The organism is Bacillus sp. VT 712 (assembly GCF_001614195.1).
In the GTDB taxonomy this organism is placed as follows: domain Bacteria; phylum Bacillota; class Bacilli; order Bacillales; family Bacillaceae_H; genus Priestia; species Priestia flexa.
In genome coordinates this window covers 39,466-52,598 of sequence record NZ_LWBK01000015.1, presented here as the reverse complement: position 1 = coordinate 52,598, position 13,133 = coordinate 39,466, and the positions used below count along the sequence as shown (strand labels likewise).

Annotated in this window: 15 protein-coding genes and 1 tRNA gene; 1 reads left to right on the top strand and 15 read right to left on the bottom strand. The window is 39.6% G+C overall.

Annotated features, from left to right (window positions below; all coding sequences use genetic code 11):
* Nucleotides 1-9 precede the first annotated feature (9 nt).
* Both A2U94_RS09350 and A2U94_RS09345 read right to left on the bottom strand, forming a co-directional pair.
* Complete coding sequence (locus A2U94_RS09350) at nucleotides 10-813, bottom strand: prolipoprotein diacylglyceryl transferase (protein WP_025907451.1); 804 nt, start codon at nucleotides 811-813, stop codon at nucleotides 10-12.
* Between the two features lie 175 nt (nucleotides 814-988).
* Nucleotides 989-1,060, bottom strand: a tRNA-Arg gene (locus A2U94_RS09345).
* Nucleotides 1,061-1,298: 238 nt separating this feature from the next.
* On the opposite strand from A2U94_RS09345, the gene clpP reads away from it, so the two are divergent.
* Nucleotides 1,299-1,886, top strand: coding sequence for an ATP-dependent Clp endopeptidase proteolytic subunit ClpP (clpP, locus tag A2U94_RS09340; protein WP_025907449.1), 588 nt, complete (start codon nucleotides 1,299-1,301; stop codon nucleotides 1,884-1,886).
* A gap of 32 nt (nucleotides 1,887-1,918) precedes the next feature.
* On the opposite strand, the gene A2U94_RS09335 is transcribed toward clpP, so the two are convergent.
* The 13 genes from A2U94_RS09335 to hisD all read right to left on the bottom strand — a co-directional run bounded on the left by A2U94_RS09335 (nucleotide 1,919) and on the right by hisD (nucleotide 13,125).
* Complete coding sequence (locus tag A2U94_RS09335) at nucleotides 1,919-2,176, bottom strand: HPr family phosphocarrier protein (protein WP_025907448.1); 258 nt, start codon at nucleotides 2,174-2,176, stop codon at nucleotides 1,919-1,921.
* A gap of 23 nt (nucleotides 2,177-2,199) precedes the next feature.
* The gene (whiA, locus tag A2U94_RS09330) at nucleotides 2,200-3,144 is read right to left on the bottom strand and encodes a DNA-binding protein WhiA (RefSeq protein ID WP_025907447.1); all 945 of its coding nucleotides are present in this window, start codon (nucleotides 3,142-3,144) and stop codon (nucleotides 2,200-2,202) included.
* Nucleotides 3,145-3,192: 48 nt separating this feature from the next.
* Entirely contained in the window at nucleotides 3,193-4,149 is a 957-nt protein-coding gene (gene mgfK, locus A2U94_RS09325; protein ID WP_025907445.1) for a gluconeogenesis morphogenetic factor MgfK, read from the bottom strand.
* Nucleotides 4,146-5,039, bottom strand: a complete 894-nt coding sequence (gene rapZ / locus A2U94_RS09320) for an RNase adapter RapZ (protein WP_025907443.1) — start codon at nucleotides 5,037-5,039, stop codon at nucleotides 4,146-4,148. The genes mgfK and rapZ overlap by 4 nt, the downstream gene beginning before the upstream one ends.
* 53 nt (nucleotides 5,040-5,092) lie before the next feature.
* Nucleotides 5,093-5,551: an 8-oxo-dGTP diphosphatase gene (locus tag A2U94_RS09315; protein WP_025907442.1), complete on the bottom strand. Its 459-nt coding sequence runs from the start codon at nucleotides 5,549-5,551 to the stop codon at nucleotides 5,093-5,095.
* Nucleotides 5,552-5,836: 285 nt separating this feature from the next.
* Complete coding sequence (trxB, locus tag A2U94_RS09310) at nucleotides 5,837-6,787, bottom strand: thioredoxin-disulfide reductase (RefSeq protein WP_025907441.1); 951 nt, start codon at nucleotides 6,785-6,787, stop codon at nucleotides 5,837-5,839.
* 88 nt (nucleotides 6,788-6,875) lie between these two features.
* Nucleotides 6,876-8,363, bottom strand: coding sequence for a tetratricopeptide repeat protein (locus A2U94_RS09305; RefSeq protein ID WP_025907440.1), 1,488 nt, complete (start codon nucleotides 8,361-8,363; stop codon nucleotides 6,876-6,878).
* 138 nt (nucleotides 8,364-8,501) lie between these two features.
* The gene (hisIE, locus tag A2U94_RS09300) at nucleotides 8,502-9,131 is read right to left on the bottom strand and encodes a bifunctional phosphoribosyl-AMP cyclohydrolase/phosphoribosyl-ATP diphosphatase HisIE (protein WP_025907439.1); all 630 of its coding nucleotides are present in this window, start codon (nucleotides 9,129-9,131) and stop codon (nucleotides 8,502-8,504) included.
* Nucleotides 9,128-9,886 (bottom strand): imidazole glycerol phosphate synthase subunit HisF, encoded by a 759-nt coding sequence (hisF, locus tag A2U94_RS09295; RefSeq protein ID WP_025907436.1) that lies wholly within the window; start codon nucleotides 9,884-9,886, stop codon nucleotides 9,128-9,130. The genes hisIE and hisF overlap by 4 nt, the downstream gene beginning before the upstream one ends.
* Entirely contained in the window at nucleotides 9,883-10,617 is a 735-nt protein-coding gene (gene hisA / locus A2U94_RS09290; protein ID WP_025907434.1) for a 1-(5-phosphoribosyl)-5-[(5-phosphoribosylamino)methylideneamino]imidazole-4-carboxamide isomerase, read from the bottom strand. The genes hisF and hisA overlap by 4 nt, the downstream gene beginning before the upstream one ends.
* 4 nt (nucleotides 10,618-10,621) lie before the next feature.
* Complete coding sequence (gene hisH, locus A2U94_RS09285; RefSeq protein ID WP_025907432.1) at nucleotides 10,622-11,251, bottom strand: imidazole glycerol phosphate synthase subunit HisH; 630 nt, start codon at nucleotides 11,249-11,251, stop codon at nucleotides 10,622-10,624.
* Nucleotides 11,252-11,839 carry an imidazoleglycerol-phosphate dehydratase HisB gene (hisB, locus tag A2U94_RS09280; protein ID WP_025907430.1) on the bottom strand — a complete coding sequence of 196 codons (588 nt, stop codon included), beginning with the start codon at nucleotides 11,837-11,839 and terminating at the stop codon, nucleotides 11,252-11,254.
* A gap of 17 nt (nucleotides 11,840-11,856) precedes the next feature.
* Nucleotides 11,857-13,125: a histidinol dehydrogenase gene (hisD, locus tag A2U94_RS09275; protein WP_025907428.1), complete on the bottom strand. Its 1,269-nt coding sequence runs from the start codon at nucleotides 13,123-13,125 to the stop codon at nucleotides 11,857-11,859.
* Between the last annotated feature and the right edge of the window lie 8 nt (nucleotides 13,126-13,133).

The following is a 13,133-nucleotide window of genomic DNA, read 5'->3' as shown; positions in this document are numbered from 1 at the left end:
TCCAACGGTTTATTGAATCGTGTTCGCCATTTCAATAAATTTATCTGTTTGTTCAGCTGATTTAGCAAAAATCGTAATCTTAACAGGTTTTGTTCCTTTCGTTACAATAACTTGTACACTCATATCATTAGACTCTGCTTCATACCACTCTGCATTGGCAATCTTTCCTTCTGCAGGAACGCTTGCTTTTTGTACAGCGTTCGGGTCCACTGCCATTGCTGTTTGCTTTACTACTTCTACTGCTTGTTTTTCCGAAACATCTGATAGAAGCTCAATACGCATAAATTGAGAGCCATCCTCTTTATACATTACCGTATCACGACCAGGCTCTTCCCCAGCTAGTTCGTAGCCTTCAAGTACTTTAATTGCATACTCTTGATTATCGCTTTGGACTAATTCTTTGTCCTGAACTTCAGAATTTTCTTCTGGCTGCTCTTCAGCTGACTTTTCGTTTGATGCAGCATCATTTTGTTCTTCTGTTGGCTTCGTTACTTCTGCTTGTTCTCTATCTTCAGGTGACTCGGTTAAAGGCCTTTCCGTTGCCTCTTTACTTGTCTTTTCTTCGACTGCCGGCTCTTCTTTATCTAGTGTTGCTTCGCCTTTTGACTCTACGTCATTGCTTTCAGTCTCCTCTGACTCTTTGTTCGTCTGAGACTCTTTACTGTCAGACTGCTCCTCTGAAACTGTTTTTTCATTTGCTTGTTGCACTTGCTGAGACTTTTCTTGTGTTGCTGCTTCTTCATTCGATCCACATGCGGAAAGCAATAACGCAAGAGATGCACTTACAATAAAAAACTTATTAAGGGATTTCACAATTTTTCCTCCTTAGTTTTACTTTTCCTTATATACTTGTTTTATAGCATTCTGCCAAAATTGGCAACCATGACAAACGAATTAACTTACGAATTATTAGGCCTATCCACACATAAAATATACAGTTTTTACAGAACAAATAAAAAAAGCGCTGCAAGTTTGCAACGTTTTTAGACGCCCTCGACAGGATTCGAACCCACCCTAAGAGAACCGGAATCTCTTGTGCTATCCACTACACTACGAGGGCATAAAATAAATCATTATTCCTATGATGACTGCTTTCATTATAGGAAAGAAAACCAATCTTTTCAAGTATACAAGGTTTATTTTTGGAGCAATCGGGAAAAATTTATAAAGTACAGAAAAGGAATACATACCAGAAAAAGCGAATATGTGTAAAGAGCAGGTCTTTTGTTTGACCTTTATTGACCTTACATGTATTATAAGGTACATAACAAATTATTCTTGTTAAGGAGGAATTTTATATGAATCTAATTCCTACAGTTATTGAACAAACAAACCGCGGTGAGCGTGCATACGACATTTATTCACGGCTGTTAAAAGACCGTATCATTATGCTTGGAAGTGCAATTGATGATAACGTTGCAAACTCAATTGTATCACAACTTCTATTTTTAGCAGCAGAAGACCCAGAAAAAGATATTTCACTTTATATTAACAGTCCTGGTGGATCAATTACAGCAGGTATGGCAATTTACGATACAATGCAGTTTATCAAGCCAAAAGTATCAACAATTTGTATCGGAATGGCTGCTTCAATGGGTGCTTTTTTACTTGCTGCAGGTGAAAAAGGCAAACGTTTTGCGTTACCAAATAGTGAAGTAATGATTCACCAACCTTTAGGTGGAGCGCAAGGTCAAGCAACAGAGATTGAGATTGCTGCTAAACGCATTCTTTTCTTACGTGAGAAATTAAATCACATTTTAGCTGAGCGCACTGGTCAACCACTAGAAGTTCTTCAACGCGATACAGATCGTGATAACTTCATGACTGCTGAGCGTGCTCTTGAATACGGATTAATTGATAAAATTTTAACAAACGATCCGAAGTAATAAGAAGCCGTTCCCAATTGGGAACGGTTTTTTTATGCATCATTTTCTACATAAGAAGAAAGCGCTTGGATAGCTTCTTCTTCGTCACTACCTTCAGCAATCAGAGTGATAACGGTACCACGATTTAACGCTAAGCTCATTAACCCCATAATGCTCTTAGCGTTTACTACTTTTTCATCTTTCTTTAAAAACACATCCGATGTAAAACGGTTAGCTTCTTGAACAAACATGGCTGCTACTCGTGCTTGAAGGCCTGTTCTCAATTTAATTTCTACTTGTTTTTCCATTATGTTCTCCTCCCATGTCCCTTGCTTTACGTAACTGGTTGTCCAGCACGCAATTTATCGGCAATTTCATCTATCTTGCGTAGACGATGATTAATTCCAGACTTGCTAATTTGTCCGCCGGATACCATTTCCCCTAGTTCTTTTAGCGTTACGTCTTGGTATTCTACTCGTAAACGAGCAATTTCACGAAGCTTCTCAGGCAATACTTCGAGCCCAACTGTCTCTTGAATATAACGAATATTTTCCACCTGCCGAATCGCTGCACCGATGGTCTTGTTTAAGTTCGCTGTTTCACAATTGACGAGTCGATTAACAGAGTTTCGCATATCTCGTACAATACGAACGTCTTCAAAACGTAATAAAGCGCTATGTGCTCCAACAATACTTAAGAATTCCGTGATTTTCTCTGCTTCTTTTAAGTAATTGATATACCCTTTTTTACGCTCAAGCGTTTTACTGTTTAAGCCAAATGTATTCATTAACTCACAAAGGGCATCATTGTGCTCTCTATAGAGAGAAAAAATCTCTAGATGATAAGAGGATGTTTCTGGATTATTAATTGATCCTCCAGCTAAGAAAGCTCCCCTCAAATATGAACGCTTACAACACTTCTTTTTGACAAGCTCTTCTGAAATGTTATGAGTAAATGTGAAGCCTTCATTTAAAATTTTTAAATCCTCCAGTAAAAAACGAGCTTTTTCCACCAGACGAACAATGTAAACATTGTTCTTTTTCAACCTCATTTTTTTACGCACCAACAGCTCCACCGTTACGTTATACGATTTCTTTAGAAGTACATAAATTCTTCTGGCGATGGCTGCATTTTCTGTTTGTACGTCCACTGTTAAGTTACGATTAGAAAATGCCAACGACCCGTTCATTCGAATTAAAGCTGAAAGTTCTGCTTTTGCGCAGCAATCTTTCACTTCTAAATTAGTAAGTTCTTTTTTTGTTTCTGAAGCAAACGACACCTTTCCCACCTCCATTCTGTTGTCGTAGTAAGTTGCGGAAATTGACGTTTACGCCAACATATTAAAGATAAGGCGTGCCACTTTTTTCGTATCGTGACGAATAACACTACCGTCATATTGAATAATCTGTTCTTCCAACACTTCTAGTCCTAATTCAGTCAGCACTTCTCGGTCGTATTCCACAGGCTGTGCTTGTTCAACCTCATAGCGCTTCTTTAACGGTGCAGGAATTGGCGCATTATTTACAATAATTGCGTCTAAAAACGCACAAGGCATATGATCATACAGAGCCTTTACGTGATCACTTGCTTTAAAACCTAATGTTTCCCCTTGCTGGGTCATCACATTACATACATATACTTTTCTCGCTTTTGTCGTACATAGCTCATCTCGAATATCCGGAACAAGTAAATTAGGCAGGATGCTTGTATATAAGCTACCTGGACCTAATATAATTAAGTCAGCTTTGCGAATTGCTTTTAACGCTTCAGCAGAAGGCTTAATATCTTTTGGAGATAAAAATACGCGCTTAATTCTTTTTCCATACTCCGGAATCTTAGACTCTCCTGTGACAATTACTCCGTCTTCCATTTCTGCATGTAGCACTACGCTACGATTAGCAGAAGGTAATACTTTACCACGAACATTTAACACTTTGCTCATCTCACGAATCGCATGCACAAAATCACCTGTAATAGATGTCATTGCGGCTAAAAGCAAATTCCCCAGTGAGTGACCAATCAATTCATTTCCAGTTTCAAAGCGATGTTGAAACAGCTCTTCTACCAACGGTTCAACATCAGATAATGCGGCTAACACATTTCGAATATCACCAGGAGCCGGAATCTCTAGCTCATCTCGAAGCCTCCCAGAACTTCCGCCGTCGTCAGCAACCGTTACAATTGCTGTAATATCAAGAGGATATTCTTTCAACCCTCTTAATAATACAGGTAATCCTGTTCCTCCTCCAATGACAACGACTTTTGCAAGCTGTTCACTATTCATCTATATTTTTCCTTCCTCTTCTCGATGTCTCGATGAGAAATATGTGTTTTATAGTCTTTTTCAAAATGATGACCGATATGTTCAGCCAAAGTGACTGAGCGATGTTGCCCACCCGTACAACCAATCGCAATGACAAGCTGACTTTTCCCTTCACGCTTATACTGCGGCAGCATAAATGTTAAAAGATCAAGCACCTTTTCAACAAACTTCTGCGTTTCGGTCCATTTCAACACGTAGGAAGAAACTTCTTCTTCAAGACCTGTTTTCGGCCTCATATGATCAATGTAGTGCGGGTTTGGCAAGAAGCGAACATCAAAAACAAGATCAGCATCGATTGGCACCCCATACTTAAACCCAAATGACATAACGTTCACTGTAAAAACAGGTGAAGCATGTGAAGCAAACTGCGTAAGAATTTTCTCACGTAACTCTCTTGGTTTTAAGTCAGATGTTTCATAAATTAACTGGGCACGTCCTTTTAATTCCTCTAATAGCTCACGTTCCATACTAATACCTTCTAAAGGTAATCCAGAAGGAGCAAGAGGATGTGAACGCCTTGTTTCTTTATATCTTGTTACGAGCACAGAGTCTTTTGCATCCAAAAAGAGAATTTGAGGCATAACCCATGTCGTTTCACTCATATTATCTAAGGCTTCAAATAAGCTATCAAAGAATTCTCGCCCTCGCAAATCCATAACAAGCGCTACTTTGTTCATTTTATTTCCAGATTCTTTCATAAGTTCAAGGAACTTAGGCAATAGCGTTGGGGGAAGATTGTCCACACAAAAAAAACCTAAATCTTCAAAACTTTGAATTGCCACCGTTTTTCCTGCACCTGACATTCCAGTAATAATAACCAATTGAATATCGCTTACAGATCCAGTACTCATTTGTTTACCCCCTATTAAAACCGAATTTTTTCATTGTTTATCTAACCAAATAGTTAGCAAGGATCGATTCGATAAGACAATAACTCAAAGTCAGTCGTGTATGTAAAATTACCGTAGATTACACCAGAACCTTTTGCCACATAATCAATAATATGATGGTCTCCTGGTGCCATTGGTAATTCACTAACATCATTTAAGTTATGCCAACCAAGCTTTCCTTCTTCTGATTCTAGCACATTTGTTCCATCAAAGTCGGTAGCAAAAAAAGTAAACATCATCCACTCTGACGCAATTTTATCATTTTCTTTCATTGTAAACGTAAAAATACCTTTTACCGTTGGATTCTTCAGGTAGATGCCTGTTTCTTCACGAAATTCTCGAACAACGGAATCCTTTACTGATTCTCCTTGTTCCATTTTCCCACCGGGAGCTACCCACCAATTTCGCCTTGGCTTTTGAAGTAATAGTACTTTTCCGTCTTTCACTAATACACAATTCGTAACTCGTTGCATCTTTCCACCTCTTCTTCTCTTCACTTTTCTGTCTATCATTATACTACGAAACAAACAGCCCTCACAACGAAGACACTTACTTAATACTAAATTTTCTGAAAATATATGTCGATGGTACAAAAAATAGTCCAAAAAAAAAGGCCTAGGAACAAGTCCTACGCCCGTCAAAGTTACTATTTTATAAAAGGGGGTCAATTACTACTTATATAGTACCCCATAAACATTTCACGTACGTTACAAAAACTTTAAAACAGAATAACTTTTTGTAAAGATATACGTAACAAATTAGTTAACGGCTTTTAACTTTTCTTTCAGTTCTTCAATATAATGTTGAGCCGCTTGAGCAGCAATACTTCCATCTCCCGTTGCTGTAACGATTTGACGAAGTGCTTTTTCACGAACGTCACCAGCAGCAAAGATTCCTGGGACACGTGTTTCCATTTGTTCATTCGTTTCAATATAGCCTTCTGCATTGGTGATGTTTAAGCCTTCAAACGGCTTTGTTAAAGGAACCATACCGATATAAATGAACACGCCATCTGCTCCGAATTCCTGTTCTTCACCAGTTTGTGTATTAACAAGCGTTACGCTACCTACTTTACCGTCTTTTTCATTCACTTCTTTTACAGTGTGATTCCAGATAAAGTCTACTTTCTCATTATCAAATGCACGCTGTTGTAAGATTTTTTGAGCACGAAGTTCCTCACGACGGTGAACAATCGTTACTTTTGTTGCAAAGCGCGTTAAGTACACACCCTCCTCAACAGCAGAGTCCCCTCCACCAACAACAACAAGCTCTTTTCCTTTAAAGAAAGCTCCGTCACATACTGCACAGTAAGAAACGCCGCGTCCTCCTAATTCTTTTTCACCAGGAACACCTAGTTTTTTATACTCTGCACCTGTTGCAATAATAATAGCACGCGCTTTATATTCTTTTTTACCAGCTACAACAGTCTTATACTCTTCGCCTTCAATAATTTCTTTAATGTCCCCATATGCATACTCAGCACCGAATTTCTTCGCATGTTCAAACATTTTATTTGAAAGATCTGGACCTAGAATATGGTCATAGCCAGGGTAATTTTCTACGTCTTCCGTATTTGCCATTTGGCCACCAGGGATTCCGCGCTCAATCATTAATGTTGATAAATCCGCACGAGACGTATATACAGCAGCAGTCATTCCTGCTGGGCCGGCTCCGATAATAATGACATCATAAATTTTTTCTTCTGTCATTGAGTAACACTCCTTTTAGGAATCTATTCATATATTTTTAATTAATTTTATCCTAATACGCTAACGACACTATCGTCTATTTTTTTGCTCACTTCAGCAGGTTATTTACAATTTTGACGTATTTGCGTACCGTTGATAAAGAAATACTATACAGTTGAGCTACCTTTTCCTGAGAAACAGCTTGTTGCTTTTGCTTCTGGTAGCAGTAAGTCGCTGCAGATGCCCATCCATTTACGTTGACATGGTGCCATTCGGCAGCCTGTATGTTATTCAATTCTACATATATGTTAAACCAAAACTGAATGATACCGGCTGCCTCTACTTCAGCTTCAATTTCAGCTTGGATTAAATCTGCAATTTCAAACATGATGTGCTGCTTATTCTGCCATACATACGTATATACTTCATCAAGTAATGAACTTGTATGTATGGATGGCTTAATTTTTTCTAATAGAAGCAACCGTTCTTTATCAGGAAGCTTCTTAGCCATATACAGGCTATACAGCTGATCATGAATATGTGTGCTTTCACATTTTTCTTGAGCGACAACATCGATTTCAGAATAGAAACGACGATTGTTCTTCTCATTAAATTGCCAAGGCGCTTCTAACTTCACCATTGAACCCGAATCACCAACGTCTTTCCATATATCTTTAGCAAACTGCTCAAACCCCACATGATAAGCAGCATAAGAAAGCCAATAATGAAAAGACGAGTCTGCTTGAAATCCTTTTTTATATAAACTCTTTAACCACCCATATGCTAACTTGTATTCCCCGACAAGAGCAAACGTTGATCCTAATTTATATTGATGCTCCAGAGATAAAGGATATACGCAGCTTAGCTGTTGAATCAAATAATTCACGACGTTCTGGTTATGCCCGTAATAGTGAAACACTAATTGATTACACAAAGCATGTAAGTTCCCAGGATTTTTTTCTAACACTTCATCTAATAAACCAATTGCTTTATCTGTTTCATTAAGATAAAAATGAGCTAACGCTAAATTATTGTACGCTGACCAAAATTCAGGATAGTCTCGAATGATTTCTTCTAATAGCTGAATCGCTTTTTCAAACTGTGCATCTTGAAGCAACTGTTTTGCCTGTTCTTGCTTTAAAATCAGCGCATCTTCCTCATATTCTTCGTCTGATTCTAAATCAATGGAAAGCAGGTCTTCCAGCTCTTCCGCTTCCTCTAACAACTCGCCAGTTACATCTTCTTCCAAATAACATTGAACGTATTTATACGCTTCTTGAAATAATCCAAGATGCGCAAAATTATTAGCAATCACATAATAACAATTGACCATTGTAGAATCTAAATCGTTGATAATATGAAGCAACAGCTCGTTTGATTCTTTATATTCACCTAAATCATTTAAAATAGTCGCTAACTGATATAAAATTAACGGCTCATCCCGGTCTAACTCTGACGCTCTCTGAAGATATCGTTTTGCTTTATATAAATCTTTATATTGATAGGCTTTAAGTGCTTTTTCAAAATATTCTTCTCCCGTTTTAAAAAACGGAATTACCTTTGCTTTCTTCTCGTGCACTTTTGAGTTTTTTCTCATTAAGTCCTCCGATAAGTCCATGATTTCAACGTTGGTAGTATATCATAGTTTAAAGCTTACGGTAACACCTGTATTTTACTGAACCCAAAGAAATATTGGTCAATAAAAAAACTGACCGCAAAGGCCAGCTTTTGTTTATTACTTCGAATGTCTTTCTTTTAATACCGCTAAGACATCGTCAAGCGGAAGCTTTTGCTCACGAAGAAGTACCAATACGTGATAGAACAAATCCGCTACTTCCCATTTTAATTCTTCATGATCACGGTTTTTGGCAGCAATAATAACTTCGCCTGCTTCCTCACCGACTTTTTTTAGGATTTTATCGACACCTTTGTCAAATAAGTAGGTTGTGTACGCTCCTTCTGGCATTTCTGCTTCGCGCTTAGCAATTACTGATTCCAATTCATTAATAATATCAAAACGCCCTGATTGAGGAGATGCACTTTCGTCCTCTAGCAAGTTTTCATTAAAGCAGCTGTATGCACCTGTATGACAAGCAGGTCCGTTTGGATTTACTTTTACAACAATAGAATCCGCATCGCAATCATACGTCATTGCGACAATTCGCTGTGTATTTCCAGATGTAGCTCCCTTGTGCCAAAGCTCTTGGCGAGAGCGGCTAAAAAACCACGTTTCTTTTGTTTCAACTGACTTTTTTAACGATTCTTCATTCATATAGGCTAGAGTCAGCACTTCTTTACTAACCGCGTCCTGCACAATTGCTGGAACTAATCCGTCTTCATTGAATTTAACGTTTTCAATCTTCATCGAATGCTCACTCCTCGTTGTTTTGCATAGGTTTTAATTTCTTTAACAGACGTTTCTTTATAGTGAAAAATAGATGCCGCTAAGCCTGCGTCTGCTTTTCCTTCCGTAAATACGTCCACAAAGTCTTGACCATTTCCTGCGCCTCCTGAAGCAATAACAGGGATACTTACCGCTTCACTTACGGCTTTTGTTAATGCTAGGTTAAAGCCGGACTTGGCACCGTCTTGATCCATACTTGTTAACAAGATCTCACCGGCACCGCGTTTGACAACTTCTTGCGCCCAAGCAACAACTTCCCATCCTGTTGCGTTGCGTCCACCGTGCGTGTATACGCGCCAAGAGCCTAATTCTTCATCATATTTTGCATCAATAGCTACTACAATGCACTGTGCTCCAAAGAAGTTTGACCCTTCCGTAATAAGATCTGGATTTAAGACAGCAGCTGTGTTTAACGACACTTTATCTGCACCTGCTCGCAGCATTCGTTTCATATCCTCAACCGCATTGATTCCTCCACCTACTGTAAACGGAATAGCCAGCTGTGCTGCCACTTCTTCTACTACGTGAACCATGGTTTTACGACCTTCATGAGATGCTGAAATATCTAAGAAAACAAGCTCATCAGCGCCTTCTTCATCATAAAATTTCGCTAATTCTACAGGATCACCAGCGTCTTTTAGCTCCACAAACTGAACACCTTTTACAACGCGCCCTTCCTTTACGTCTAAGCAAGGAATAATACGCTTCGTAATCATGATGTCACCTCTTCAAGCGCCTGGCTTACCGTAAATTGATTTGTGTAGAGTGCTTTTCCAACAATCGCACCAATCACGCCGTCTTTTTCATACGCTTGTAGTGCTTTTAAATCAGCTAATTTACTTACGCCGCCCGATGCGATGACGCTTTTACCTGTTGCTTTTGCCATGCTGACAATACCTTCAACATTTGGTCCTGAAAGCATACCATCCGTTGAAATGTCCGTGAAGATAAACGTTTCAGCACCTGCTTCGGCAAGCTCTTTTCCAAGCTCCGTTGCTTTTACTGTTGACGTTTCAAGCCAGCCTTCCGTTGCTACGTAGCCATCGCGCGCGTCAATACCAATCGCAATTTTTTCACCGTATTGACGAAGCATCTTTTTGACAAATTCAGGATTAGAAATCGCTGCGCTTCCTAAGATTACTCGGTCAATTCCGTTTTCTAAGTAATACGCTACGTCTTCTTCTGAACGAATTCCGCCACCAATTTGTACATTGACCCCAAGCTTTTTCTTAACTTCAAGAACAAACTCATTATTTACTCGCTTTGCTGCTTTGGCACCGTCTAAGTCCACCATGTGAATCCACTTCGCACCTTCACCAGCAAATTGTGCTGCCATATCGACTGGTGAATCTCCGTATACCGTTTCTTTATCATAGTCTCCTTGCAAAAGGCGAACACACTTTCCGCCGCGCATATCGATTGCTGGATAAATTGAAAAATTACTCATGAGTTCAACCTCTTCCTTCTACAAAGTTTGCGTAGTTTTGTAAAATCTTCATGCCAATTTCACTGCTTTTTTCCGGGTGGAACTGCGTACCAAATACATTTTCCTTCCCTACAACTGCTGGAACGGCAACATCATATGAGCTTGTTGCTAGAAGCACATCTTGATCATCTGTCTTTACGTAATAAGAGTGCACGAAGTATACGTGGCCTTCTTCAATGCCCGCTAACAGAGGTGAGTTTACATGCATATGTAACGAGTTCCAACCCATATGAGGCACTTTATAAGCTTCACCTTCTGGCGTCACTCCAGGCAGCAGTTCAACACGTCCTTTTAAAAACCCAAGGCCCGTCGTCTTACCATTCTCATCACTTTCCTCAAACAAAAGCTGCATTCCTAAGCAGATACCTAAAAGTGGCTTACCGCTTTCCACTTCTTCTTTTATAAAAGCTGTAAGATTGGTTTCATTCAGCTGTTCCATCGCATCTTTAAATGAGCCAACCCCAGGTAGAATATAGCCTTTTGCCTTACGCAGTTCGCTTGGCTCAGATGAAATAAAATAGTCATAGTCTAAACGTTCAAGCGCTTTGCTTACGCTATACAAATTCCCCATGCCATAGTCAATAATACCAATCATTTACAACATCCCCTTCGTTGATGGTACTCCTTTGACGCGAGGATCAACCGTTGTTGCTTCATCTAATGCTCTCGCCAAGGCTTTGAATACCGCTTCGATGATGTGGTGTGTATTTTGACCATAGTGAACGATAACATGAAGATTCATACGTGATTCAAGCGCAAATTTCCATAAAAATTCGTATACAAGCTCCGTATCAAAAGTACCCACACGTGATGCTGGAATATCGCCTTTAAATTCAAAATGAGGTCGATTACTTAAATCAACTACCACTTGTGCCAACGCATCATCCATTGGAACAAATGCATTGCCGTAGCGCTTAATACCTTTCTTATCACCAAGTGCTTCTTTAAATGCATGCCCTAAGCAGATACCAATGTCTTCTGTTGTGTGGTGATCATCGATCTCAATGTCTCCAATAGCTTTTACATCTAAATTGAACTGACCGTGCTTCGTAAATAAATCAAGCATGTGGTTTAAAAACGGGACACCTGTGTCAATTCCCGCTTTTCCTTCTCCATCAATGGCTATTGCAAGTGAAATATCCGTCTCATTTGTTGTACGTTTGATGCTAGCTTCTCTCATCATGTAACCCTCTCTTTACTTTATTTTTTGAATCGTTCTTCAACTGCTCGAGCGTGTGCTTCTAATCCTTCTAGCCTTGCAAAAGCGGCAATTTTCGAACTATTAGCTTTAAGCGCCTGCTCGCTATATGAAATGATGCTTGATTTTTTTACAAATGAATCAACAGATAACGGACTTGAAAACTTGGCCGTTCCGTTCGTTGGTAATACATGGTTTGGGCCAGCAAAATAATCTCCTACTGGCTCTGAGCTATATCTACCTAAAAAAATAGCTCCAGCGTGACGAATTTTCCCGAGTATAGTCATCGGTTCATCCGTCATAATTTCAAGATGTTCTGGAGCCAATTTATTAACTACGTCAATCGCTTCTTCAAGCTCTTCTGTGACATAAATTGCACCATACTCTTGAATAGATGCTTCAGCAATCACTTTTCGAGGTAGCGTTTCAAGCTGTTTTTGAACCTCTTGTGCTACGGCTGCTGCTAGATTTAAAGACGCTGTTACCAAAATGCTAGATGCCAACTGGTCATGTTCTGCTTGTGATAACAGGTCAGCTGCCACTTCATTTGGTCTTGCTGTATCATCTGCTAATACAACGATTTCACTCGGTCCAGCAATCGAATCAATATCAACTAAGCCGTATACTTCTCTCTTTGCTAAGGCAACATAAATGTTTCCTGGACCCACAATTTTGTCGACCGCTTCAATTGTTTCTGTTCCATACGCCAATGCTCCGATCGCTTGTGCTCCTCCAACTTTATAAATCTCTTCCACACCTAGCTCAGTAGCTGCAACGAGAACGCCAGCTGGTAACGAACCGTCTTTTTGCACAGGTGATACCATTACAATACGCTTAACGCCAGCTACCTGAGCAGGAATTACGTTCATCAACACGGATGATGGATACGCAGCTAAACCGCCTGGGACATAGACGCCAACTGCATCTAAAGGTGTCACCTTCTGCCCAAGAATCGTGCCATCTTCTTTTGTCACCATCCAAGATTGCGTAATCATGCGCTCATGGTAGTCACGGATATTAGCAGCAGCCTCGTTAATAATCTGAATAGTTTCATCATCGATGGCTTCATATGCGTTCTTCCGCTCTGCATCCGACACTTTCAGTGCTTCTAATAACACACCGTCAAACTTTTCCGTATATGAAAATAGGGCTTGATCTCCTTTATCCTTAACGTCTTGAAGAATGTTAAGCACCGCTTCACGCTGTGCTCCCGTGCCTTGATCAATCGTACGTTTTAAGCTAACGTCTTCCGTCACACGTGTAATCTTCATCAAATTCA

Coding starts and splice junctions, on each gene's coding strand:
- hisH (WP_025907432.1), bottom strand. CDS start 11,251: ATGATTGGTATTATTGACTATGGCATGGGGAATTTGTATAGCGTAAGC.
- hisB (WP_025907430.1), bottom strand. CDS start 11,839: ATGATGAGAGAAGCTAGCATCAAACGTACAACAAATGAGACGGATATT.
- hisA (WP_025907434.1), bottom strand. CDS start 10,617: ATGAGTAATTTTTCAATTTATCCAGCAATCGATATGCGCGGCGGAAAG.
- A2U94_RS09315 (WP_025907442.1), bottom strand. CDS start 5,551: ATGCAACGAGTTACGAATTGTGTATTAGTGAAAGACGGAAAAGTACTA.
- trxB (WP_025907441.1), bottom strand. CDS start 6,787: ATGACAGAAGAAAAAATTTATGATGTCATTATTATCGGAGCCGGCCCA.
- hisF (WP_025907436.1), bottom strand. CDS start 9,886: ATGATTACGAAGCGTATTATTCCTTGCTTAGACGTAAAGGAAGGGCGC.
- clpP (WP_025907449.1), top strand. CDS start 1,299: ATGAATCTAATTCCTACAGTTATTGAACAAACAAACCGCGGTGAGCGT.
- rapZ (WP_025907443.1), bottom strand. CDS start 5,039: ATGAGTACTGGATCTGTAAGCGATATTCAATTGGTTATTATTACTGGA.
- A2U94_RS09305 (WP_025907440.1), bottom strand. CDS start 8,363: ATGAGAAAAAACTCAAAAGTGCACGAGAAGAAAGCAAAGGTAATTCCG.
- hisD (WP_025907428.1), bottom strand. CDS start 13,125: ATGAAGATTACACGTGTGACGGAAGACGTTAGCTTAAAACGTACGATT.
- mgfK (WP_025907445.1), bottom strand. CDS start 4,149: ATGAATAGTGAACAGCTTGCAAAAGTCGTTGTCATTGGAGGAGGAACA.
- hisIE (WP_025907439.1), bottom strand. CDS start 9,131: ATGAAGATTGAAAACGTTAAATTCAATGAAGACGGATTAGTTCCAGCA.